The 20962-nt window shown below is 71.4% G+C and carries 17 protein-coding genes and 1 tRNA gene; 12 read left to right on the top strand and 6 right to left on the bottom strand.

All coding sequences use genetic code 11. The annotated features are described in order from the left end of the window. Window positions 1–28: 28 nt before the first annotated feature. Window positions 29–1465 (bottom strand): AarF/UbiB family protein, encoded by a 1437-nt coding sequence (locus ABZ484_RS18760; protein ID WP_358866990.1) that lies wholly within the window; start codon window positions 1463–1465, stop codon window positions 29–31. After that, window positions 1458–2717, bottom strand: coding sequence for a TOMM precursor leader peptide-binding protein (locus ABZ484_RS18755; RefSeq protein WP_358866989.1), 1260 nt, complete (start codon window positions 2715–2717; stop codon window positions 1458–1460). The genes ABZ484_RS18760 and ABZ484_RS18755 overlap by 8 nt, the downstream gene beginning before the upstream one ends. Before the next feature lie 263 nt (window positions 2718–2980). Between ABZ484_RS18755 and ABZ484_RS18750 the strand changes: the two genes are divergently transcribed. From ABZ484_RS18750 to ABZ484_RS18735, 4 genes are all read left to right on the top strand, one after another. Then, a complete protein-coding gene (locus tag ABZ484_RS18750; RefSeq protein WP_358866988.1) occupies window positions 2981–3577 on the top strand; it encodes a M48 family metallopeptidase in 597 nt (198 codons plus the stop codon). A 219-nt stretch (window positions 3578–3796) separates the two neighbouring features. Then, the gene (locus tag ABZ484_RS18745) at window positions 3797–5578 is read left to right on the top strand and encodes a TerD family protein (protein WP_358866987.1); all 1782 of its coding nucleotides are present in this window, start codon (window positions 3797–3799) and stop codon (window positions 5576–5578) included. Between the two features lie 12 nt (window positions 5579–5590). After that, on the top strand, window positions 5591–6271 hold the full coding sequence (locus ABZ484_RS18740; RefSeq protein ID WP_030179198.1) for an AIM24 family protein: 681 nt from the start codon (window positions 5591–5593) through the stop codon (window positions 6269–6271). A 17-nt stretch (window positions 6272–6288) separates the two neighbouring features. Next, window positions 6289–7044 carry an AIM24 family protein gene (locus ABZ484_RS18735; protein ID WP_358866986.1) on the top strand — a complete coding sequence of 252 codons (756 nt, stop codon included), beginning with the start codon at window positions 6289–6291 and terminating at the stop codon, window positions 7042–7044. A 76-nt stretch (window positions 7045–7120) separates the two neighbouring features. On the opposite strand, the gene ABZ484_RS18730 is transcribed toward ABZ484_RS18735, so the two are convergent. Further along, window positions 7121–7636, bottom strand: coding sequence for an NUDIX hydrolase (locus ABZ484_RS18730; RefSeq protein WP_358866985.1), 516 nt, complete (start codon window positions 7634–7636; stop codon window positions 7121–7123). After that, window positions 7633–9102: a zinc-dependent metalloprotease gene (locus ABZ484_RS18725; protein ID WP_358866984.1), complete on the bottom strand. Its 1470-nt coding sequence runs from the start codon at window positions 9100–9102 to the stop codon at window positions 7633–7635. The genes ABZ484_RS18730 and ABZ484_RS18725 overlap by 4 nt, the downstream gene beginning before the upstream one ends. A 190-nt stretch (window positions 9103–9292) precedes the next feature. Between ABZ484_RS18725 and ABZ484_RS18720 the strand changes: the two genes are divergently transcribed. The 4 genes from ABZ484_RS18720 to ABZ484_RS18705 all read left to right on the top strand — a co-directional run bounded on the left by ABZ484_RS18720 (window position 9293) and on the right by ABZ484_RS18705 (window position 12591). After that, window positions 9293–10405, top strand: a complete 1113-nt coding sequence (locus tag ABZ484_RS18720) for an SDR family oxidoreductase (RefSeq protein ID WP_358866983.1) — start codon at window positions 9293–9295, stop codon at window positions 10403–10405. Between the two features lie 141 nt (window positions 10406–10546). Continuing rightward, window positions 10547–11008: a molybdenum cofactor biosynthesis protein MoaE gene (locus ABZ484_RS18715; RefSeq protein WP_358866982.1), complete on the top strand. Its 462-nt coding sequence runs from the start codon at window positions 10547–10549 to the stop codon at window positions 11006–11008. 259 nt (window positions 11009–11267) lie between these two features. Beyond that, entirely contained in the window at window positions 11268–11399 is a 132-nt protein-coding gene (locus tag ABZ484_RS18710) for a hypothetical protein (RefSeq protein WP_358867012.1), read from the top strand. 94 nt (window positions 11400–11493) lie between these two features. Continuing rightward, entirely contained in the window at window positions 11494–12591 is a 1098-nt protein-coding gene (locus ABZ484_RS18705; protein WP_358866981.1) for a PDZ domain-containing protein, read from the top strand. A 63-nt stretch (window positions 12592–12654) separates the two neighbouring features. On the opposite strand, the gene ABZ484_RS18700 is transcribed toward ABZ484_RS18705, so the two are convergent. Continuing rightward, window positions 12655–13197 carry a PPA1309 family protein gene (locus ABZ484_RS18700; RefSeq protein WP_358866980.1) on the bottom strand — a complete coding sequence of 181 codons (543 nt, stop codon included), beginning with the start codon at window positions 13195–13197 and terminating at the stop codon, window positions 12655–12657. Window positions 13198–13374: 177 nt separating this feature from the next. Between ABZ484_RS18700 and ABZ484_RS18695 the strand changes: the two genes are divergently transcribed. The 3 genes from ABZ484_RS18695 to ABZ484_RS18685 all read left to right on the top strand — a co-directional run bounded on the left by ABZ484_RS18695 (window position 13375) and on the right by ABZ484_RS18685 (window position 18683). Beyond that, on the top strand, window positions 13375–16350 hold the full coding sequence (locus ABZ484_RS18695; RefSeq protein ID WP_358867011.1) for a UPF0182 family protein: 2976 nt from the start codon (window positions 13375–13377) through the stop codon (window positions 16348–16350). A 238-nt stretch (window positions 16351–16588) separates the two neighbouring features. Further along, on the top strand, window positions 16589–18541 hold the full coding sequence (locus tag ABZ484_RS18690) for a sel1 repeat family protein (protein WP_358866979.1): 1953 nt from the start codon (window positions 16589–16591) through the stop codon (window positions 18539–18541). 68 nt (window positions 18542–18609) lie between these two features. Further along, a tRNA-Met gene (locus ABZ484_RS18685) sits at window positions 18610–18683 on the top strand. Window positions 18684–18913: 230 nt separating this feature from the next. Here ABZ484_RS18685 and ABZ484_RS18680 read toward each other — a convergent pair. After that, window positions 18914–19330, bottom strand: coding sequence for a Fur family transcriptional regulator (locus tag ABZ484_RS18680; protein WP_358866978.1), 417 nt, complete (start codon window positions 19328–19330; stop codon window positions 18914–18916). A 141-nt stretch (window positions 19331–19471) separates the two neighbouring features. Here ABZ484_RS18680 and ABZ484_RS18675 point away from each other — a divergent pair, with 141 nt between their 5' ends. Further along, window positions 19472–20923, top strand: coding sequence for a catalase (locus ABZ484_RS18675; protein ID WP_358866977.1), 1452 nt, complete (start codon window positions 19472–19474; stop codon window positions 20921–20923). Window positions 20924–20962 lie beyond the last annotated feature (39 nt).

The raw sequence follows: 20962 nt of genomic DNA, 5'->3' as shown, positions 1-20962 counted from the left end.
CCTCCTCGATCCGGCCTCCGCTCCCCGCTCAGGCCTCGACGGCGGACTCCTCGTCCTCGGAGTCCAAGACGTCCTCGGAGTCCAGGACATCCCCGGAGTCGAGGACGTCCTCGGGCTCCAGGACATCCTCGGGCTCCAGGACGAAGCCCGGCAGCCACTCCTCCAGTTCCTCCCTCAGCCGCACCGTCGAACCCAGCTGGCACAGCACCCCGATGGTGCTGAGCGTCACACGGTGTATCAGCAGGTACGCCGGAGGCAGGTTGAGGCGCTTGCCCAGCTGATAGGCGGGGGAGCGGGGGTCGGCGATGCGGGCCGCCTGGTTGCGCATCCAGCTCCGGGTGAAGGTGAACTCCTCCACCTGGGCCGGTTCGATGATCGGCAGCAGGTAGTCGAGGACCGCGTCCGGGTCGAGCTCGATCGACTCCTTCACGAAGCCTTCCGCGCAGAGCAGCTCGTAGACCGCATCGGCCTGCCCGTCCAGGGTCATCCGCAGGGACTCCCCGATCGGCGTGGGCAGACCCCCGGGCAGGCGGTCGACGGTGCCGAAGTCCAGCACGCCCAGGCGCCAGTCGTCCGCGCCGTCGGGCCCGCCGGGCAGCAGACGGAAATTGCCCGGATGCGGATCGGCGTGCAGCAGACCGGTGCGGGCCGGACCGGAGAACAGGAAGCGGGCCAGCAGCTGGCCGGCCCGGTCGCGCTGCTCACGGGAGCCGTCCGCGATCACCTCCGACAGCGGGATGCCGTCGATCCACTCGGTGACGAGCACCTGGTCGCGCTGGTGGACGACGGCGGGGACGACCACGTCGGGATCGTCCGCGAACTCCTCCGCGTGAGACTGCTGGGCCTCGGCCTCCAGGCCGTAGTCCAGCTCCTCGGAGACACGGTCCTTCAGCTCGGAGATCAGGGGCTTGATGTCCATGCCCGGGATCAGCGGTCCCAGCAGGCGCGCGAACCGGCTCAGTTGCCCCAGGTCGGACAGCAGGGCATCACCGGCGCCCGGGTACTGCACCTTGACCGCGACCTCGCGGCCGTCGTGCCACACCGCCCGGTGCACCTGCCCGATCGAGGCCGCCGCGGACGGCTTGTCCTCGAACTCCTCGAACAGCTCACGCCAGTCCACGCCGAGCCGCTCCTCCAGCACGGCGTGCACGGTGCGCGTCGGCATCGGCGGAGCGGCCTCCTGGAGCTTGGTCAGCGCCGCCCGGTAGGGGCCGGCGACCTCCTCGGGCAGCGCGGACTCGAAGACGGACAGCGCCTGCCCGAACTTCATCGCCCCGCCCTTGAGCTCGCCCAGCACCTTGAACAACTGCTCGGCCGTGCGTTGCTGCAGTTCCCGGCCGACGAGCTCCGCGGACTCACCGACGATCCGTTTGCCCAGTCCCCAGGTCGCCCTCCCGGCGAAGCCGAGCGGGAGTGCGGCGAGCTTGGCGGTCCGGGTGACCGCCTTCCGGGGAAGATCAGACATGCGCCCTCCAAGTCCCAGCAAGCCGCGCCGCGTCTGCCTGTCGGCAGGGCGTCGATGACGGCCGTTGCCCAGCCATTGTCGCGCGTGAGTCCCCTTCGTTTGAGGTGTCCTCCGCCACGGGTTTCCGCGCGGCTCCGCACGGACAGTCCGGATGCGGCCACACCGGCCGCGCGCGCCAGTTCAGACCGGGCGCGGACACCTCCCAGCGGACACCCATGCCGGAGGGCGACTCCCCGTCCAGGAAGGCGAGCGCATGGGCCGCCGCCAGCCCGGCGACCGTCGTGGCGAGGGCCAGGTCACAGGGGCGTACGGGGCGCCGCCTGCCGGACCGCCACTGGGCCACCAGACGCGGCCACGTCTCGTCCCGGTCCGTACGGCCCCGGTGCAGGCACTCGGCGCAGCCCGTCTGGCCGGGCAGGACGATCGGGCCCACGACGCCCGTGGCCTCGACGACACCCGCGTACAGATGAGGGGTGCCCGACGCGATCAGCTCGGCCGCTGAGACCGGGTCGGGTGCGTGCACGGCGAGGTCGTCCCTCGGGGCCACGATCACCAGCGAGTGGCCCGGCTCGCCCACCCCGAGCGACTCGCGTGACTCGCGCGATTCGCGTGACTCATGCGACTCGTGCGGCGCTCCGGTGCCGCGGCGCACCGGACGGTCCGGGGCCGCCCGGCGCACGGCCCGGCGGGCCGCGGCGGTCCGCCGCTCCCCGACGGCCTCGGCGGGCAGCCCGCCCGGGGCGACGTCCCAGGGCTCGACGCATCCCCCGTCGAGCACATCGACCTCACCGATGCCCGCGCCGGACAGCAGGGCCGCCAGGACCGCACCCACCCGGCCCGCGCCGCGCACCTGTACCCGCAGATCACGCCGGGCCGCCAGCCGGTCGATCGCCTCGCCCGGTTCCCGCGCCACCAGGGACAGCGACGCCAGATCCGGCCGCAGCCGGTCCATGACCTCCTTCTTCTCCCGCAGCGCGCGGGCCGCCGCGCCCCCGCCGCGGGCGTCGTCCAGCAGCCCGGCATGGGCCAGCCGGGTCACGAGCCGGTCGACATGGCCCTCCGGCAGGTCCATGCGGCGCCCTTCCTCCCGCAGAAGGGGCAGGCCGCGTGTGCCGTTGAGCAGTTCGAGGAAACTGCCCGTCGCCGTGTCGACCGGGCCGAGTGTCAGCGCGTGCGCGGGAGTCATCCCGAACTGCACGGTGTTGAGATCACGCCAGCCGCGCCGGAGCGCGGGTTTCACCATCGGATGCATGTGCGGCCCCCGTAGCCGAAGAAACCCAAGGAAACAGCCTGGACAGCAGCCCGGGGAAAAGGGTCGGTGCGTCCCCCGGGCGCCGGCGGAACCGGTCATCGCTGCGCCGACGAGTGCCAGCATGCCCGGCCCGGCGGGTCGGCGCGGAAAGTTGTCCACAGGCAGGGGATATTCGTCGTACGAATCAGACGCTCGGTGGGGGATCGGTGCGGAACCGTCCGGGACCCGGGACTTCCCCCGCGTACACCCGGTAACGTCGGGGCGTGTCCGCCGACCCACTGCACCGCGCCGGAGCGCCGCAGCGCAGCAAGACGAGCCCGCCGCCGAGCGGCTCGGCGACGAGCGCGATCGAGGTCCGCCGGAGCGCCCGTCGCCGCAGGACGGTCTCCGCGTACCGCGAGGGCGATCGCACCATCGTGCTCATCCCGGCCCGGATGTCCGAGGCGGAGGAGCGGCGCTGGGTGAACGTCATGCTCGACAAGCTGGCCGCCCAGGAGAGCCGGCGTTCGCTCGGGGACGGCGAGCTGGCCGAGCGGGCCGAGCGGCTCTCCGACCAGTACTTCGACGGCCGGGCCCGGCCGGCCTCCGTGCGCTGGGTCACCAACCAGAACACGCGCTGGGGATCGTGCACCCCGGCGGAGGGCAGCATCCGGCTCTCGCACCGCCTTCAGGGCATGCCCGAGTACGTCGTCGACTACGTCCTCCTGCACGAGCTGGCCCATCTGCTCGTCCCCGGCCACGGTCCCGACTTCTGGCGGCTCCTCGAGGCCTATCCGCGCACCGAGCGGGCCCGGGGCTATCTCGAAGGGGTGGTCGCCGCGGGCCGGCTGCCGCATCTGCCGGCCGCGCGCGGCGAGTGACCGCCGGCACCCGCCGGGGGAGCGGTTCACCCGGCGGCCGAACGGCGGCCCATGGGGCAGACGGGAGGCACGAGCCCGGGGAGGCGGCCGACGGGTCCGCGTACGGCGCAGGCGGGCGGGGATTGTGTACCGGGTCTGTACCGGCTTGGTCCGGTGTCGGAGTTTGCCGTTAGCCTGACGCGACGCACTCGCATTCGGGATGGGGGACGGTCGTTACGCATGCCCAGGGAATTCCAACGCGGCCACAAGGCCAGGATCAGTGACCTGACCGCGGGCACGGATCTGTACGTAGGCGTGCAGATCTCCGGCCCCGGACTGACCTTCGACATCAGCTGCTTCGGCCTCGACGCCGACGAACGGCTCTCGGACGACCGGTACTTCGTCTTCTTCAACCAGCCGAAGTCCCCCGAGGAGGCCATCCAGCTGCTGGGCGCGCAGGCGGGCGACACGGAGTCGTTCAGGGTCACGCTCGACCGGATCCCGGCGCAGATCCGGAAGCTGTCGTTCACGGCGACCGTCGACGGCGCGGGGCAGATGTCGCAGATCGGCCCCGGATACCTGCGCATCGTGGCGGGCGGTGAGGAAGTGGCCCGGTACGCGTTCAGCGGCTCGGAGTTCTCCACCGAACGCGCCGTGATGCTGGGCGACCTCTACCTCAAGGACGTGTGGCGGTTCGCCGCGGTCGGACAGGGATTCGACGGCGGACTGGAAGCGCTGCTGAAGAACTTCGGCGGCGAGGTCCTGGAGGAGGAGGCTCCCGCTCCGGCACCGGCCCCGCAGCAGCCGCAGACGGGCGGCGCTCCGGGCTTCGCCCCGCCCGCCCAGACCTCCCCGCCACCGGCCTTCGGCGTCCCCACCGGACCCGCCGCGCCCACCACGCCCGCGGCACCGGCGCCCGCACCCACCCCGGCCCCCGCGCCGCAGCCCGCCGCGCAGGGCTTCGCCCCGCCCCCGGGGTCCACCCCGCCGCCCTCGCCCTCGGTGCACGCCGCGCCGACCATCGTGGCGCCCATGACGCCGCCGGGCGGCACCGTCCCGCCGCCGTCCCCGGCCCCCGCGCCCTACGGCCAGCCGGGCCAGCAGCCGCCGTACGGCCACCAGCCCGGCGCCCCGAGCGCGCCCCCGCCCCCCGGCTACGCACAGCCGCAGGCCCCGCAGGCCCCCGCCCCGCCTCCCGGATACGGCCAGCCCGCCCCGCCTCCCGGATACGGCCAGCCCACGCCGCCTCCCGGATACGGTCAGCCCACCCCGCCCCCGGGCTACGGCCAGCAGCCGTACGGACAGGTTCCCGGCCAGGGCGCCCCCGCGGCGTACGGGGCCCCGCAGGGCGGTCCCCAGGCCACCGGCGTGGCCGGCGCGCTGCAGCAGTTCAAGGAGACGCCCACCGGCCAGCGCTGGACGCCGCAGAGCAGCAAGCTGATCCGGGTCGACCTCGGGATGGGAGGCCAGCCCGTGCTGGCCCGCCAGGGCAGCATGGTGCTCTACCAGGGCAAGGTCGACTTCAGCTACAAGGGCGCCGGCTTCGCCGGCCGCATCGTGGGCAACGCCACCGGCCAGGAGATGCAGCTGATGCGCTGCACGGGCCAGGGCCAGGTGTTCCTCGCGGAGAACTCCACGCATCTGCACCCCGTGGAACTCCAGGGCGACGCGATCTGTGTCTCCGCGGAGAACGTCCTCGCCTTCGACGAGAGCCTCCAGTACGAGGTCCGCCGCGTCGAGGGACACGGCATCCCCGGAGGCGCCCTGTTCACGATGCAGTTCCAGGGCACCGGCACCATCGTCGTCAAGACGCACGGCACGCCCGTGGTGCTGCCGGTGACGCCGACGACGTTCGTCGACTCCAACGCCGTCGTCGCCTGGTCCGCCGCCGCGCAGGTGGTCGTCTCCAGCCAGGTGCGCATGCGCCGCAACGCCTACCCGGGCCACACCGGAGAGGGCGTCAACCTCCAGTTCCGGGCCGCCCCCGGCAACTTCGTCGTCGTCCAGCCCTACGAGGTCTAGAGGGAGCCCGTCATGAACCAGCCGCTCGCGGGCTACGCCCCCGCACCTGTCACCGCCCGCATGGAGAACCACGGCAGCCACATGCTGAAGGTCGCCATGCAGACCGGGAACGACCTCCTCGCGCGCGTGGGGTCCATGGTGGCCTACGAAGGCTTCATCCAGTACGAGCCCAACCCGCCGGCCGTGCGGCAGATCGCCCGCGACTGGATCACCGGCGAGGGCGCGCCCCTGATGAAGTGCTCCGGCGACGGCCTGCTCTACCTCGCCGACTACGGCGCCAACGTCGTCGTCATCAACCTGGGCGGCGACGCGATCTCGGTCAACGCCACCAACCTGCTCGCCTTCGACGCGAACCTCCAGTGGGGCGTCGAGCGGGTCAAGGGCCTGGCGAAGTTCGCCGGGCAGGGCCTGTGGAACACGAAGATCTCCGGACAGGGCTGGGTCGCGCTCACCTCCCGGGGCAAGCCGATCGTCGTCGACTGCGGCAGCGGCGAGGACGAGACCTACGTCGACCCGGACGCGCTCGTCGCCTGGTCCCCGAACCTGAAGGTGAAGGGCAAGCGCAGCTTCAAGGCGCAGTCCCTGATCGGCCGGGGCAGCGGCGAGGCGTACCAGATGGCCTTCTCCGGCCAGGGCATCGTCGTCGTGCAGCCCAGCGAGGACAGCACCGACCGCCTCCGGATCCGGGGCTGAGGGGGAGACAGGACAGCATGCAGAGCCCGCTTTTCGCGTTCAACGACGCCCAGACCCAGGAGCGCTGGAGCCTGCAGAACAAGCAGATGCTGCGCGTCACCCTGGAGGGCCACGACGACATCCTCGCCCGCAAGGGCACCATGGTCGCCTACCAGGGTCTGGTCGAGTTCGACGCCGAGTACCAGAACAACAACCAGGCCTATGCGCGGGCGCGCACCGGCGAGGGCCTGGACCTCATGCGCTGCCACGGGCAGGGCACGGTCTACCTGGCCAACCTCGCCCAGTACGTCCATGTCATGGACGTCGAGCAGGACGGCCTGACGGTCGACAGCAGCTATGTGCTGGCGATGGACTCCTCGCTGCACCACGAGGTCATCGCCGTCGACAGCATGTACGGCATCTCAGGCTCCGGGAAGTACCAGCTGAACATCACCGGCCGCGGCAAGGTCGCGCTGATGACCTCCGGCGCTCCGCTGATGATGCAGGTGACGCCCGACAAGTACGTCAACTGCGACGCCGACGCGATCGTCGCCTGGTCCACCGGTCTGCGGGTGCAGATGCAGGCCCAGACGCACTCCTCCGGGGTGTGGCGGCGGCGCGGCAACACCGGCGAGGGCTGGGAGCTCAGCTTCATGGGCAGCGGTTACGCGCTCGTCCAGCCGAGCGAGCTGCTGCCGCCGCAGAACGCGGTGATCGGGCAGGGCCTCGCCGCGCAGTTCGGCATGGGACAGCAGGGCGCGCGCGGACAGAACCAGGGCAACGTCTGGAGCTGAGCCGAGGCGCCTTCGGCCGAGCGCCGGGGGTAAGGGGTGACCGCGAGGGCGGCCACCCCTTACCCGTTCGCCCGGCTCAGAGTCTGGCGCGCGTCGCCGCCACCAGGCGCACGACCGACTCGTCCGCCACGTCCGGCACCTCGTCGTAGGCGAACCAGCGCAGGTCCAGGGACTCGTCGCTGATGGCCTCCACCGCCCCGGGCGGAGCGATCGCGGCGTACTGGACGTCCAGGTGCCAGGCGCACGGCGTGAGGTGCCGGTCCAGGCGGACCGGACCGCCGGGCAGCAGGGCAAGGCCCGCGATGCCCGACTCCTCGGTCGCCTCGCGCAGCGCGGCGACCGCCAGGGTGGCGTCGTCCGGCTCGCAGTGGCCGCCCATCTGGAGCCACATCCGCAACTTCCTGTGGAGGGTCAGCAGAACCCGGCCCCGCTCGGCGTCGACCACCAGGGCGCTCGCCGTGATGTGCCCGTCCGCGCAGGCCTTCCACATGCCGTCCGGGTGGGCGGCGAGATGGTCCAGGTACGTCTGTCGCAGCTCTTCCTGGCCCTCGTACCCCTTCAGCACGAGGGCGGCGTCGTCGTGGAGGCTCACTCGGCGTCGTCGCCCTTGTCGTCGCCCTTGTCGTCGCCGTCCTTCCGGCCGTCGTCGTCCTTCTTGTGCAGGTCCGGCTTCGGCGCGGAGCCGCCCGCGGCCTCGCCGAGCATCTTGTCCAGCTCGGAGAAGTCCAGCTGCTCACGGTGCACGAAGCCGTCCGGGTCGTCCAGGTCGGCGGCCGTCGGCAGCATGTCCGGGTGGGCCCACAGACCGTCGCGGCCCTCCACCCCGCGCGCGTCGGTGAGCGAGGCCCACAGACGGGAGGCGTCACGCAGACGGCGCGGACGCAGCTCCAGACCGATCAGCGTGGCGAACGTCTGCTCGGCCGGGCCGCCCGACGCCCGGCGGCGGCGCAGCGTCTCGCGCAGCGCGTCAGCGGACGACAGACGGGGCTTGGCCGCGGCGTGCACCACCGCGTCCACCCAGCCCTCGACGAGCGCCAGAGCGGTCTCGAGACGGGCCAGGGCGGCCTTCTGCTCCGGGGTGTCCTCCGGCTGGAACATGCCCTGCTGAAGAGCGTCCTGCAGCTGCTCGGGGTTCTGCGGGTCGAACTGGCCGACCACGTCCTCCAGCTTGGCGGTGTCCACCTTGATCCCGCGCGCGTACCCGTCGACCGCGCCGAACAGGTGCGAGCGCAGCCACGGCACGTGCGCGAACAGGCGCTGGTGGGCGGCCTCGCGCAGGGCGAGGTACAGCCGCACCTCGTCCAGCGGCACGCCCAGGTCCTTGCCGAACTTCTCGATGTTCACCGGCAGCAGCGCGGCCCGGCCGGCCGGGCCGAGCGGCAGGCCGATGTCGGTGGAGCCGACGACCTCGCCGGCCAGCACGCCGACGGCCTGGCCGATCTGCGTGCCGAACATGGCGCCGCCCATGGAGCGCATCATGCCGATCAGCGGGCCGGCCATGGCCTGCATCTCCTCGGGCAGCACATCGCCCATGGCGGTGCCGACGCGCTCGGCGACCGGGTCGACGAGCTCCTGCCAGGCGGGCAGGGTCGCCTCGACCCACTCCGCCCGGGACCACGCCACCGAGGAGGCGGCGCCGGACGGCAGGGACGTCACGTCGTCCAGCCACAGGTCGGCCAGGCGGACGGCCTCCTGGACGGCGGTGCGCTCGGCGGGGCCGACGCTCGCGTCCTTCGTGCCGTCCGGGGTGCCCTGGGCGACGGTCTGGCGGGCGATCTGCTTGGCCATGTCCCAGTTCACCGGGCCGCCCTCGTAGGAGAGCATCTGGCCGAGCTGCTGGAACGCGGCGCCCAGGTCGGTGGGGTTCAGCGAGCCGAACATCGCTGCGAGCGGATTGTCGGCGCCGGGCCCGCCAAGGCCTCCGGCTCCGGGCCGCCCGAAACCGAACGGGTTGGCCGGTCCCTGCCCACCACCGCTCTGCTGGTCCTTCTTCTTGCCCTCGTCGCCGTCGTCCGGCTCCTCCGGCGGAAGGCCGAATCCGAATGGGGTGTCACTCACGGGGTTCCTCGGCTGGTAAGGCCACCGGTTTTTCCGGCGGCGCGGCTGCCCGACAACACCACCCAGCGTAGACACCGCGGACGCATCGGGCCTCGGTGCTTCGCCGACACAGCGGCTGCGGCAGGATGGAGCCACCTGGTACGTACGCGTCATTCGCGCCCGTATGGAAGACAACCGCTGGAGACGCCCGGTGAGTTCCCCAGATCCGCAGGTTCGCGCAGCGCGAAACCCTGAAAGCACTCCCGCCGTGCGCGGGCCCGTCGTCGCGGTCACCGGAGCCGCGAGCGGCGTCGGCGCGCTGCTCACGGAGCGGCTGGCCGCGTCCGACGAGGTCAGGCAGGTCATCGCCATCGACGAGCGACGCGGGGAGTGCGCGGCGGCGCAGTGGCACATCCTCGACGTGCGGGACCCGGCGATCGCCGACAAACTGCGCGGCGCCGACGTCGTGGTGCACCTGGCGCTCGATCTCGATCTGGAGACCGACCCCGCCGCCCGTACGGCCTACAACGTCCGGGGGACGCAGACCGTGCTCACCGCGGCCGCGGCGGCCGGTGTGCACCGGGTCGTGCTGTGCACGTCCGCGATGGTGTACGGAGCGCTGCCGGACAACGAGCTGCCGCTGTCGGAGGACGCCGAACTGCGGGCGACCGCGGAGGCGACCGGCGTCGGGGACCTGCTGGAGGTCGAGCGGCTGGCGCGCCGCGCGCCGCGGGCACACCCCGGGCTGAACGTCACCGTGGTCCGGCCGGCCGTGCTGGTCGGCGGCACCGACACCGCGCTGACCAGGTACTTCGAGTCGCCACGGCTGCTGGTCGTGGCCGGTTCGCGGCCCGCCTGGCAGTTCTGCCACGTCGAGGACCTGTGCGGTGCGCTGGAGTACGCCGTGCTGGAGAAGGTCGACGGCGAGCTGGCCGTCGGCTGCGACGGATGGCTGGAGCAGGAGGAGGTCGAGGAGCTCAGCGGCATCCGGCGGATGGAGCTGCCCTCGGCGGTGGCGCTGGGGGCGGCGGCGCGGCTGCACCGGATCGGGCTCACCCCGTCCCCGGCGGGGGATCTCGCGTACACGATGTACCCCTGGGTGGTCAGCGGCAGCAGGCTGCACGACGCGGGGTGGCGGCCGAAGTGGACCAACGAGGAGGTGCTCGCCGAGCTGCTCGAGGAGGTCGCCGGACGGCACACGGTGGCCGGCCGGCGGCTGGGGCGCAAGGACGCGACGGCGGCGGGGGCCGCGGGGGCGACGGTCGCCCTGCTGGGCGCGGCAGCGGTGGTGCGGCGGGCCCGCAAGGCCCGGCGGCGGATGTGAGCCCGGGGCCGACGGGGTGCGCCGCGGGCACGGCGGCCCGCGGCCGGGGTCCTCGGTCGTAGAAGGCTCCAAACCGGCACGCGCGCGTGCCGGGCGATGACGCTATTCCGCGTGGTCGCGCGCGTGCGGCACGATGGGGGCATGGCACCCACCAACGATCACCCCGGCGAGCACGCCGCCGACGATCCCATCAAGCTGATCGCCGTCCGCGAGACGGCGCTCTCCCTCGACGAGGTCTTCAAGGCCGTCGGGGACGACGCCGCCGGCGGCACCGCGCTCTTCGTGGGGACCGTGCGCAACCACGACGGGGGCGCCGATGTCGACGAGCTCGGCTACTCCTGCCATCCCAGCGCCGAGGCCGAGATGCGGCGGATCGCCGAGAAGGTCGTCGCCGAGTACCCGGTGCGCGCGCTGGCCGCCGTCCACCGTGTGGGGGACCTCGGTGTCGGGGATCTCGCCGTCGTCGTCGGCGTGTCGTGCCCGCACCGCGCGGAGGCCTTCGAGGCCTGCCGGAAGCTGATCGACGACCTCAAGCACGAGGTGCCCATCTGGAAGCACCAGAAGTTCTCGGACGGCACCGAGGAGTGGGTCGGAGCCTGCTGACGCCACTCCCGGCAGCCGGCCGACGCCACCGACCGGCCCGCTGACGCCACCCCCGCCCGCCTCGGCGGCCTGCCGACCCCACCGTCGGCGGCCCCCGGTCACCGGCCGCACCCTGCCGTCGCGGCTCCGGTTGCGTAACCGACCCCCTGGCCCGAGCGTTGTCAGTGCGGATGGTTAATCTGCTGATCAGTCGGTTGGGTCGCACGGTTGGGGTCGGGAGGTCGGCATGGCGGCGCTCGCCTGGTTGCTGATACCACTGGTGGCTGCGATAGCCGCCGGACTGTGGGGGATCTGGGCGAACCGGACCCGCAAGGTGCGCAGCGATCGTCCCGAGCTGGATGGGTACGCCCGTTTCCGCGAGGCCATGGAGAGGTCCACGTCCGGCACGTGAGGCCGTACGGAAACCGCGTGCGAAGAGCTCGCGCCAAGACTCCGTACGACGGCCCTGACGGTGCTCCGACAGACACGTCCCGTACTGTCGACTCATGCCACGCCGCACCGCGACGATGCTCGCCTCCACCCTGATGCTGATCGCGCTCCTGTGCGCGGGGGTCTTCCTCCCCGTGCCGTACTCGGAGATGTCCCCGGGACCGACGGTCAACACGCTGGACGAGCACGACGGCGAGCCGGTGCTGCAGATCTCCGGGCACCAGACGTATCCGACGGACGGCCACCTCAACATGACCACCGTCCGGGTCACCAGCGCCGACTACCGGATGAACCTCGTCGAGGCCGTCTACGGCTGGCTCGCGCACGACGACAAGGTCGTGCCGCACGACACGCTCTACCCCGACGGCAAGACGGAGGAGCAGTCGACGCAGGAGAACGCCGAGGAGTTCAGCCAGTCCCAGGAGAGCGCCAAGGTGGCGGCGCTGAAGGAACTGGGCATCCCGGTGCGGTCCTGGGTGATCGTCTCCACGGTCGTCAAGGACACCCCGGCCCAGGGCAGGCTGCACGCCGGTGACGTGATCAAGGCCGTGGACGGCACCGCGGTCAAGCAGCCCTCCGACGTCGCGAAGCTGGTCACCCGGCACAAGCCCGGGCAGGACGTCGTCTTCACCATCGTGCCCGCCAAGGATCAGGCCGCCGCCGAGAAGCAGAACAAGACGGCGACCACCACCAAGAAGGTCACCATCACCACGGCGGAGTCCCACGACACCGGCGCCAAGCGCGCCATCGTCGGGATCTCCGCCGGAACCGATCACACGTTCCCGTTCACGATCGACATCAAGCTCGCCGACGTCGGCGGACCCAGTGCCGGTCTGATGTTCGCCCTCGGCATCTACGACAAGCTCACCCCGGGCAGCCTGACCGGCGGGAAGTTCGTGGCCGGCACCGGGACGATCGACGACGACGGCAAGGTCGGCCCGATCGGCGGCGTCGAGATGAAGACCGTCGGCGCGCGCGACAAGGGCGCCCAGTACTTCCTCACCCCCGCCGACAACTGCGCGGCCGCCGCCGAGGACGCCCCCTCCGGGCTCACCCTGGTGAAGGTCGGCACCATCGGCGACGCCCTCGGCGCCCTGAAGGACATCCGCTCCGGGAGAACCGCCGACCTGCCGAAGTGCACGACCAAGGGCTGACATCACGGCCAAGGGCTGAGACGAGGGCGCTCCCGGCATCAGGCGCGCCCCCGGTTCACGTACTCAGTCCTCGAACGTCGCCGCCAGTGCCTCCGCGAGCCCCGGCACCAGGTCGGCGCCCGTGAGGACGTCCGTGGGGGAGTCCTTCTCGCGCAGCCGCAGGGCCGACTCCCGGGCGCCGTCGCGCAGCACGGCCACCGTCATCCGGACCTCCTGGCGCTCGGGGTGGTCGGCCACCCACCGGGCCAGCTTCGCCTCGTCCAGCCCCTGCGGGACCTGTGCCTCGGCGGACGGCGGCAGCATCAGCCGCTCCACGGTCAGCGCGCAGCCGGCCACCGCGTCGGGCCAGGCGATCGTGCCGAGGAACTCGTCGAGCGGCTGACCGGCCGGGATCTCGTCCTGCTCGATCGGGGTGAGACCGGAGGTCTGCTGCTCGTCCTCCAGGCCGAGCTGGGCCGCGAGGACGGGTTCCTCGGCCCGCAGCCGCGCGGTGTCTACGAGGGCGAAGAGGCGAGCGGGCTGGTCCCAGCCGAGGCCGGAGGCGTACTCGTCGATCTCGAGTACGGCCCGGGTGAGCGGGCTCGCTGCCATGGGAGTGTTGGACATGGTCACAATCCTGCCTCGTTCCCGGCCGGAATCGGGAACCGAGTAAACCGTCAGTAAGTTTCATAGGTGTGTGCCCGCGACGACCGCGGGCGCGCCGTACGGTCCGCGGGCACGGGGGCCAGACGCAACGACAGCGAACCACCAGCGAACTTCGAGGGGCGCACCTTGGCTTTCCAGATGCCGGACCGCGGCTCAGGCCCGTCCGGGCCGCGGATGAGAGTCGGCCGCCCGTCCCGGCGAGCCCGTGTCCTGCTGATGACCCTGGGCGTCCTGGCCGTCCTCGGCATGGCGTTCACGATGTTCGCGGGCTTCTGGACGGACTGGCTGTGGTACCGGTCGGTGCACTACTCGTCCGTGTTCACCACCACCCTGTGGACCAAGATCGGACTGTTCTTCGTCTTCGGACTGCTGATGGCGGTGGCCGTCGGTTTCAACATCTGGCTCGCGCACCGGATGCGGCCCCCGCTCAGCGCCATGTCGATGGAGCAGCAGAACCTCGACCGCTACCGGATGGGCATCGCGCCGTACAAGAAGTGGCTGCTGTGCGGCATCACCGCGCTGGTCGGCCTGATCGCGGGTGCCTCCGCCGCCGGCCAGTGGCGCACCTGGCTGCTGTGGGTCAACGGCGTCCCGTTCCACCGGACGGACCCGCAGTTCCACCTCGACGTGTCGTTCTACGCCTTCGATCTGCCCTGGTACCGCTTCCTGCTGGGCTTCGGCTTCGCCGCGACGATCCTGTCCCTGATCGCGGCGGCGCTGACCCACTACCTGTACGGCGGGCTGCGGCTCACCAGCCCCGGCGCGCGGGCCACGGCCGCGGCGACCGGTCACCTGTCGGTGCTGCTCGGCGTCTTCGTGTCCCTGAAGGCGATCGCGTACTGGCTCGACCGGTACGGACTCGCGGTCAAGTCGAGCGACTTCAAGGCCACCGACAACTGGACCGGTCTGAGGTACGTCGACGCCCACGCCTACCTGCCGGCCAAGACGATCCTCTTCTGCATCGCGGTCATCTGCGCGCTGCTGTTCTTCGCCACCCTGTGGCGGCGCACCTGGCAGCTGCCGGTCATCGGGTTCGGCCTGATGGTGCTCTCCGCGATCCTCATCGGCGGCCTGTACCCGGCGATCGTCCAGAAGTTCCAGGTCCAGCCCAACGAGCAGGCCAAGGAGGCACCGTACGTCGCCAAGAACATCGAGGCGACGCGCCAGGCGTACGGCATCGACGACACCGAGGTGACGCCCTACGACGGCACGAGCAAGACCACGGACAAGTCGGCGCTGCGCGACGACGTCGACAAGACGGCGAGCATCCGCATACTCGACCCCAACATCGTCTCGCCGACGTTCCAGCAACTTCAGCAGGTCAAGGGCTTCTACGCATTCCCCAACAATCTGGACGTCGACCGTTACCCCACCAAGGACGGCAAGGTCCAGGACACGGTCGTCGGCCTGCGCGAGCTGAACTTCTCCGGCGTCAAGCAGAACTGGATCAACACCCACTTCCGCTACACCCACGGCTACGGCGTCGTCTCGGCCAAGGGCACCGAGGCCGACAACGGAGAGCCCGTCTTCACCGAGAAGAACCTGCCGCCCGCCGGCGACCTGCCGAGGTACGAACCGCGGGTCTACTACGGCGAGAAGACCACCACGTACTCGATCGTCGGCGGTCCCCAGAAGGAGATCGACTACTCCGACAACGACGGCGAGAAGACCACCAGCTACCGCGGCAAGAGCGGCGTCAGCCTGTCCAGCCCCGTCAACCGGGCCGCGTACGCGCTGGCGTTCGGCGAGCCGCAGATCCTCTACTCCGGCGCGATCGGCGACGGCTCTCGGATCCTGTACAACCGCACGCCCAAGGAGCGGGTCGAGGCGGTGGCCCCCTGGCTGACCATCGACGGCGACGCCTATCCGGCGGTGGTGGACGGCCACATCCAGTGGATCGTGGACGCCTACACGACCACGAACGGCTATCCGTACGCCTCCCGTACCACCCTCGGAGACACCACGGCGGACTCGCTGACCGCGACCAACAACTCGCGCGCGGTGGTGGCCCAGCAGAACCAGGTCAACTACATCCGCAACTCGGTGAAGGCCACCGTCGACGCCTACACCGGCGAGGTCCGGCTGTACCAGTGGGACACCGAGGACCCGGTGCTGAAGACCTGGATGAAGGCGTTCCCGGACACGGTGAAGCCGAAGTCGGACATCTCCCCGGACCTGATGTCCCATCTGCGCTACCCGCAGGACCTGTTCAAGGTCCAGCGCGAGCTGCTCACCCGCTACCACGTCCAGGACGCCCAGACCTTCCTCAGCGGCAGCGAGGTCTGGCAGGTGCCGGACGACCCGACGAACAAGTCGGGCGATGCGGTGCCGCCGTACTACCTGACCATGAAGATGCCCGACCAGAACTCCCAGGCGTTCTCACTGACGACGACGTTCACGCCGAACGGCCGGGACAATCTCAGCGCCTTCATGGCGGTCGACTCGCAGGCGGGCACGTCCGACTACGGGAAGATAAGGATCCTGAAGCTGCGGACGAGCACCACGGCGGACGGGCCCAAGCAGGTCCAGAGCCAGTTCAACTCCAACTCGCAGCAGAACATCACGGAGTTCGTCCGGCAGGTCAGGAACGGCGACTCGGAGATCGAGTACGGCAATCTGCTGACCATTCCGCTCGACGGAGGACTGCTCTATGTGGAGCCGGTCTACGTACGCGGCGGTCAGCTCAAGTACCCCTTGTTGCGGAAGGTCCTGGTGACCTACGGCGGCTCCACCGCGTTCGAGGACACGCTCGGTCAGGCCCTCGACAAGATCTTCGGAGCACCGGGTTCGGCGCCACCGCCCGGCACCGGCACCACGAAACCACCGAGTTCGGGCAACCCGACGGTCCAGCAGGCGCTGAAGGACGCGCAGAAGGCCTTCGACGAGGGCCAGACGGCGCTGAACAAGAAGCCGACCGACTGGGAGGCGTACGGCAAGGCGCAGAAGGAGTTGCAGGACGCTCTCAAGCAGGCCGCGCAGGCCCAGGCCCAGGCGGAGAAGCAGAGCGGCGGCGCCAAGAACGGCGCAGGCAACGCCAAGAACAGCGCCGACAGCGCCAAGAACAGCGCCGGCAGCGACAAGCAGGACAGCGGTAGCGGCACGACGGGGAGCTGATCGCTCGTGCCGAGTCGAGGGCCCGGGTCCGTGAGCGGATCCGGGCCCTCGTGGTGTGCGTACGGCAGTCGGTGGGGGAGGGCGAACGCATGTGCCGACGGGAGGGACCGCCGTGCCGCCGTGGGGAGTTGGGCGATCTGTGTTTGACTTGTCTCTCTGTGGGCATGTCGACAAAACGCTGAAGTGACCTCACTGGCTGCGGTATACCAGATGTACCCAGTTTGCAGGTGGTGCGACGATGGACGTTATGGGGGACAAGGTAACTCTGTTCGAGACAGGGCGATTTGTGCAGGCGTCCGATCCCGGGACGGGCGGGGAGCCCGAGGGCCTCGAGGGGACGAAGAGGCACCAGGGGATCGGGGACGCGGCCGCGGACGAGACCGGTGAGGCCGCCGACGAGGTGGCCGAACTGGCGCGCCGCCGGCTCGCCGCCGAGGCCGGCGACATCGACGCGATGAGCGTTCTCGGAGCCATGCTGCTGCGCCGCGGCGACCTCGACGGAGCCGAACCCCATCTGCGTGCCGCCACCTCGGCCGGTGACCGCGCCGCCGCGAACAACCTGGGAGTCCTCCTCCACCAGCGGGGATACGCCGACGAAGCGGCGGGCTGGTGGCGGATCGCCGCGGTCGCCGGCTCCGCCGCCGCCGCGCACGCGCTCGGCCGGCACCACCGTGAGCGCGGCGACGAGCCCGCCGCCGAGTACTGGCTGCGCCAGTCCGCCGAGCAGGGTCATGTGCTGGGCGCCTACGCGCTCGCCGATCTCCTGGAGCACCGCGCGGACGCCGGGGCCGAGCCCTGGATGCGGGTCGCCGCCGAGCGCGGCCACCGCGAGGCGGCGTACCGGCTGGCGCGGGCCCTGGACCGGCGTGCGGCGGGCGAGTTGGCCGCGGACGGCGGTGCCGGCACCCGTGGCACGGGCGCGCGCGGGGCCGGCACCACCGGGACGGCCCGCGACGGCGCGGACTGCGACCGGAGCGACCTGCCGGCGGAGGCCGAGCAGTGGTACCGGCAGGCCGCGGCGCGCGGGCACCGGCGCGCGGCGCTGCACCTCGGCGCCATCCTGGAGAAGCGGGGCGAGCTGAAGGAGGCCGGACGCTGGTACCTGACGTCCGCCAAGGACGGCGAGGCCCGGGCCGCCTGCGCGCTCGGGTTCCTGCTGCGCGACGCCGGAGACACCGAGAGCGCGGCCGTGTGGTGGCTGCGGGCAGCCCAGGACGGGGACGGCAACGCGGCGAACGCGCTGGGCGCGCTGCACGCCGAGCGCGGCGAGACGCAGACCGCCGAGCGCTGGTACCGGGCGGCCATGGACGCCGGTGACGTGAACGGCGCCTACAATCTCGGGCTGCTCTGCGCCGAGCAGGGACGGACCGTGCAGGCCGAGCAGTGGTACCGGCGTGCCGCCTACGCAGGCCACCGGGAGGCGGCGAACGCGCTGGCCGTCCTGCTGCTCCAGAGCGGGGACACCAGCGGGGCCGAGCCGTGGTTCTCCCGGGCGGCGGAGTCCGGGAGCGTGGACGCCGCGTTCAACCTGGGGATCCTCTACGCCGGGCGGGACCTGGAGTCCGAGGCCCTGCGCTGGTACGAGCGGGCGGCGGCCGCCGGGCACACGGAGGCCGCGCTCCAGGTCGGGATCGCCCGGCTGCGCGCGGGGGACGAGCGGCAGGCCGAGCGGCATCTGCGCTGCGCGGCAGGCGGCGGGAACGCGGAGGCCGCCTACCGGCTGGCGACGGTGCTCGACGCGCGACGGCCGCCGGTGCCGGCGCATGAGCTGGGGGAGTCGGTGATCCACGAGAAGACCGAGTGCGAGGAGTGGTACGAGCGGGCGGCCTCCCAGGGGCACCGGCGCGCGCAGGTGCGGGTGGGCATGCTGGCCGCCGCCCGGGGGGACGTGGTCGAGGCGGCCCGCTGGTACCGGGTGGCGGCGGAGGCCGGGTCCCGCAACGGCGCCTTCAACCTGGGGCTGCTGCTCGCGCGGGAGGGGAGCGAGCCGGAGGCCGCCGTGTGGTGGGCCCGGGCGGCCGACGCGGGCCACGGCCGGGCGGCGCTGCGGCTGGCCCTCGTCTACGCGCGCCGCGGGGAGCTCGCGGAGGGGCAGCGGTGGGCCGACCGCGCGGTGGCGCTGGGCCCGGCCGAGGTCGCGGAGCGGGCGGCACGGCTCAGGGACGCGCTGCGGGAGGAACTGTCGGCGTGACGTGCGCGACGCTCCCCGTAAACGATTTGCTTCTTTCCCCGCCGGTCACGTAGTGTTCTATTCACCGACGCGGGGTGGAGCAGCTCGGTAGCTCGCTGGGCTCATAACCCAGAGGTCGCAGGTTCAAATCCTGTCCCCGCTACTGAAGGCCGAGGGCCGGAATCCGATCAAGGATTCCGGCCCTCGGTGTTTGTGCGTCTGCCTCTGCGTCTGCGTCTGCCTCTCGGCGTCGCGGCGTCCCCCGGCATGTGCGTCCCCCGCGAAGATGGCGGCGCGCGGAAAGCCCCGGCACGCGGAAAGCCCCGGCATGCGGAAAGCCCCGGCATGCGGAAAGCCCCGGCACTCCCTGGTGCCGGGGCTTTCAGGCGTTCGTCACGCCGCCGCGCAGTTCGGGCACAGCCCGCGGTACGTCACCTCGACGTCCGAGATCGTGAAGCCGAAGCGCTCCGAGTCCGGAAGGTCGGCCAGCGGATTGCCGCCGGGGTGCACGTCGCGGATCGCGCCGCAGCCGGCGCAGACCAGGTGCTGATGCGGCCGGTGGGCGTTCGGGTCGTACCGCTTGGCGCGCTTGTCCGTGCTGACCTCGATCACCTCACCGAGGGAGACCAGCTCGCCCAGGGTGTTGTAGACGGTCGCACGGGAGATCTCGGGCAGCTTGGCGACGGCCCGCGCGTGGACCTCGTCGGCCGTCAGGTGGACGTGCTCGCCGTCCAGGACCTCGGCCACGACACGCCGCTGCGCGGTCATCCGCCATCCGCGTCCGCGCAGCCGTTCCAGAAGGTCGCTCATACACACCAGCTTAACAGCAAGGGGAACAGTTTACGAACGAGTGTGACTTTGGATGCCTGTTTGACTTGGACATTGTCCATTGTAGGATCGGGAACGGCTTTGGCCAAGCGACAGGAACAGACAGATGTGCCGGGAGGCGACATGACCAAGGGACCGCTCACGACGGAGGCCGGTGCTCCGGTGGCCGACAACCAGAACAGCGAGACCGCGGGCGTCGGCGGCCCGGTTCTCGTCCAGGACCAGCTCCTGCTGGAGAAGCTCGCCCACTTCAACCGCGAGCGCATCCCGGAGCGCGTGGTGCACGCGCGTGGTGCGGGCGCCTACGGCACCTTCACGGTGACCGCCGATGTCACGCCGTACACGCGTGCCGCGTTCCTCTCCGAGGTCGGCAAGCAGACGGAGACGTTTCTGCGCTTCTCGACGGTGGCGGGCAACCTCGGCGCGGCGGACGCGGTGCGCGACCCGCGCGGGTTCTCGCTGAAGTTCTACACCGAGGAGGGCAACTACGACCTCGTCGGCAACAACACCCCGGTGTTCTTCATCCGGGACGCGATCAAGTTCCCCGACTTCATCCACACCCAGAAGCGCGACCCGTACACGGGCTCGACGGAGCCGGACAACGTCTGGGACTTCTGGAGCCTGTCCCCGGAGTCCACGCACCAGGTGACCTGGCTGTTCGGTGACCGCGGCATCCCGGCGTCGTACCGCCACATGGACGGCTTCGGCTCGCACACCTACCAGTGGAACAACGAGGCCGGCGAGGTCTTCTGGGTCAAGTACCACTTCAAGACCGACCAGGGCATCAAGTGCCTCACCCAGGAGGAGGCCAACAGGCTCGCCGGTGAGGACCCCGACTCCCACCAGCGCGATCTGCGCGAGGCGATCGAGCGCGGCGAGTACCCGTCCTGGACCGTCTCCGTCCAGATCATGCCGGCGGCCGAGGCGGCGACCTACCGCTTCAATCCGTTCGACCTGACCAAGGTGTGGCCGCACGCCGACTACCCGCTGGTCGAGATCGGCAGGCTGGAGCTCAACCGCAACCCGGAGAACGTCTTCGCCGAGGTCGAGCAGTCGATCTTCAGCCCCGCGCACTTCGTGCCCGGTATCGGCCCGTCGCCGGACAAGATGCTCCAGGGCCGTCTCTTCGCCTACGGCGACGCCCACCGCTACCGCGTCGGCATCAACGCCGACCACCTGCCGGTGAACCGCCCGCACGCCACCGAGGCGCGCACCAACTCCCGTGACGGCCACCTCTACGACGGCCGCCACAAGGGCGCGAAGAACTACGAGCCGAACAGCTTCGGCGGCCCGTTCCAGACGGACCGGCCGCTGTGGCAGCCGGTTGCGGTCTCCGGCGTCACCGGCGACCACGCGACCCCGGCGCACGCGGAGGACGACGACTTCGTCCAGGCCGGCAACCTCTACCGGCTGATGTCGGACGAGGAGAAGGACCGTCTGATCGGCAACCTCGCCGGCGCCATCGCACAGGTCTCGCGCGAGGACATCGCCGGGCGCGCGATCGACAACTTCCGCCAGGCGGACGCGGACTTCGGCAAGCGGCTGGAGGCCGCGGTCCAGGCCCTGCGCGGCTGATCTTCGGAACCGGACCGCTTGTCGCGGTGGTGGACCGGG

Source organism: Streptomyces sp. NPDC006393, assembly GCF_040628575.1.
In the GTDB taxonomy this organism is placed as follows: domain Bacteria; phylum Actinomycetota; class Actinomycetes; order Streptomycetales; family Streptomycetaceae; genus Streptomyces.
This window is presented reverse-complemented; position numbering and strand designations above follow the sequence as displayed.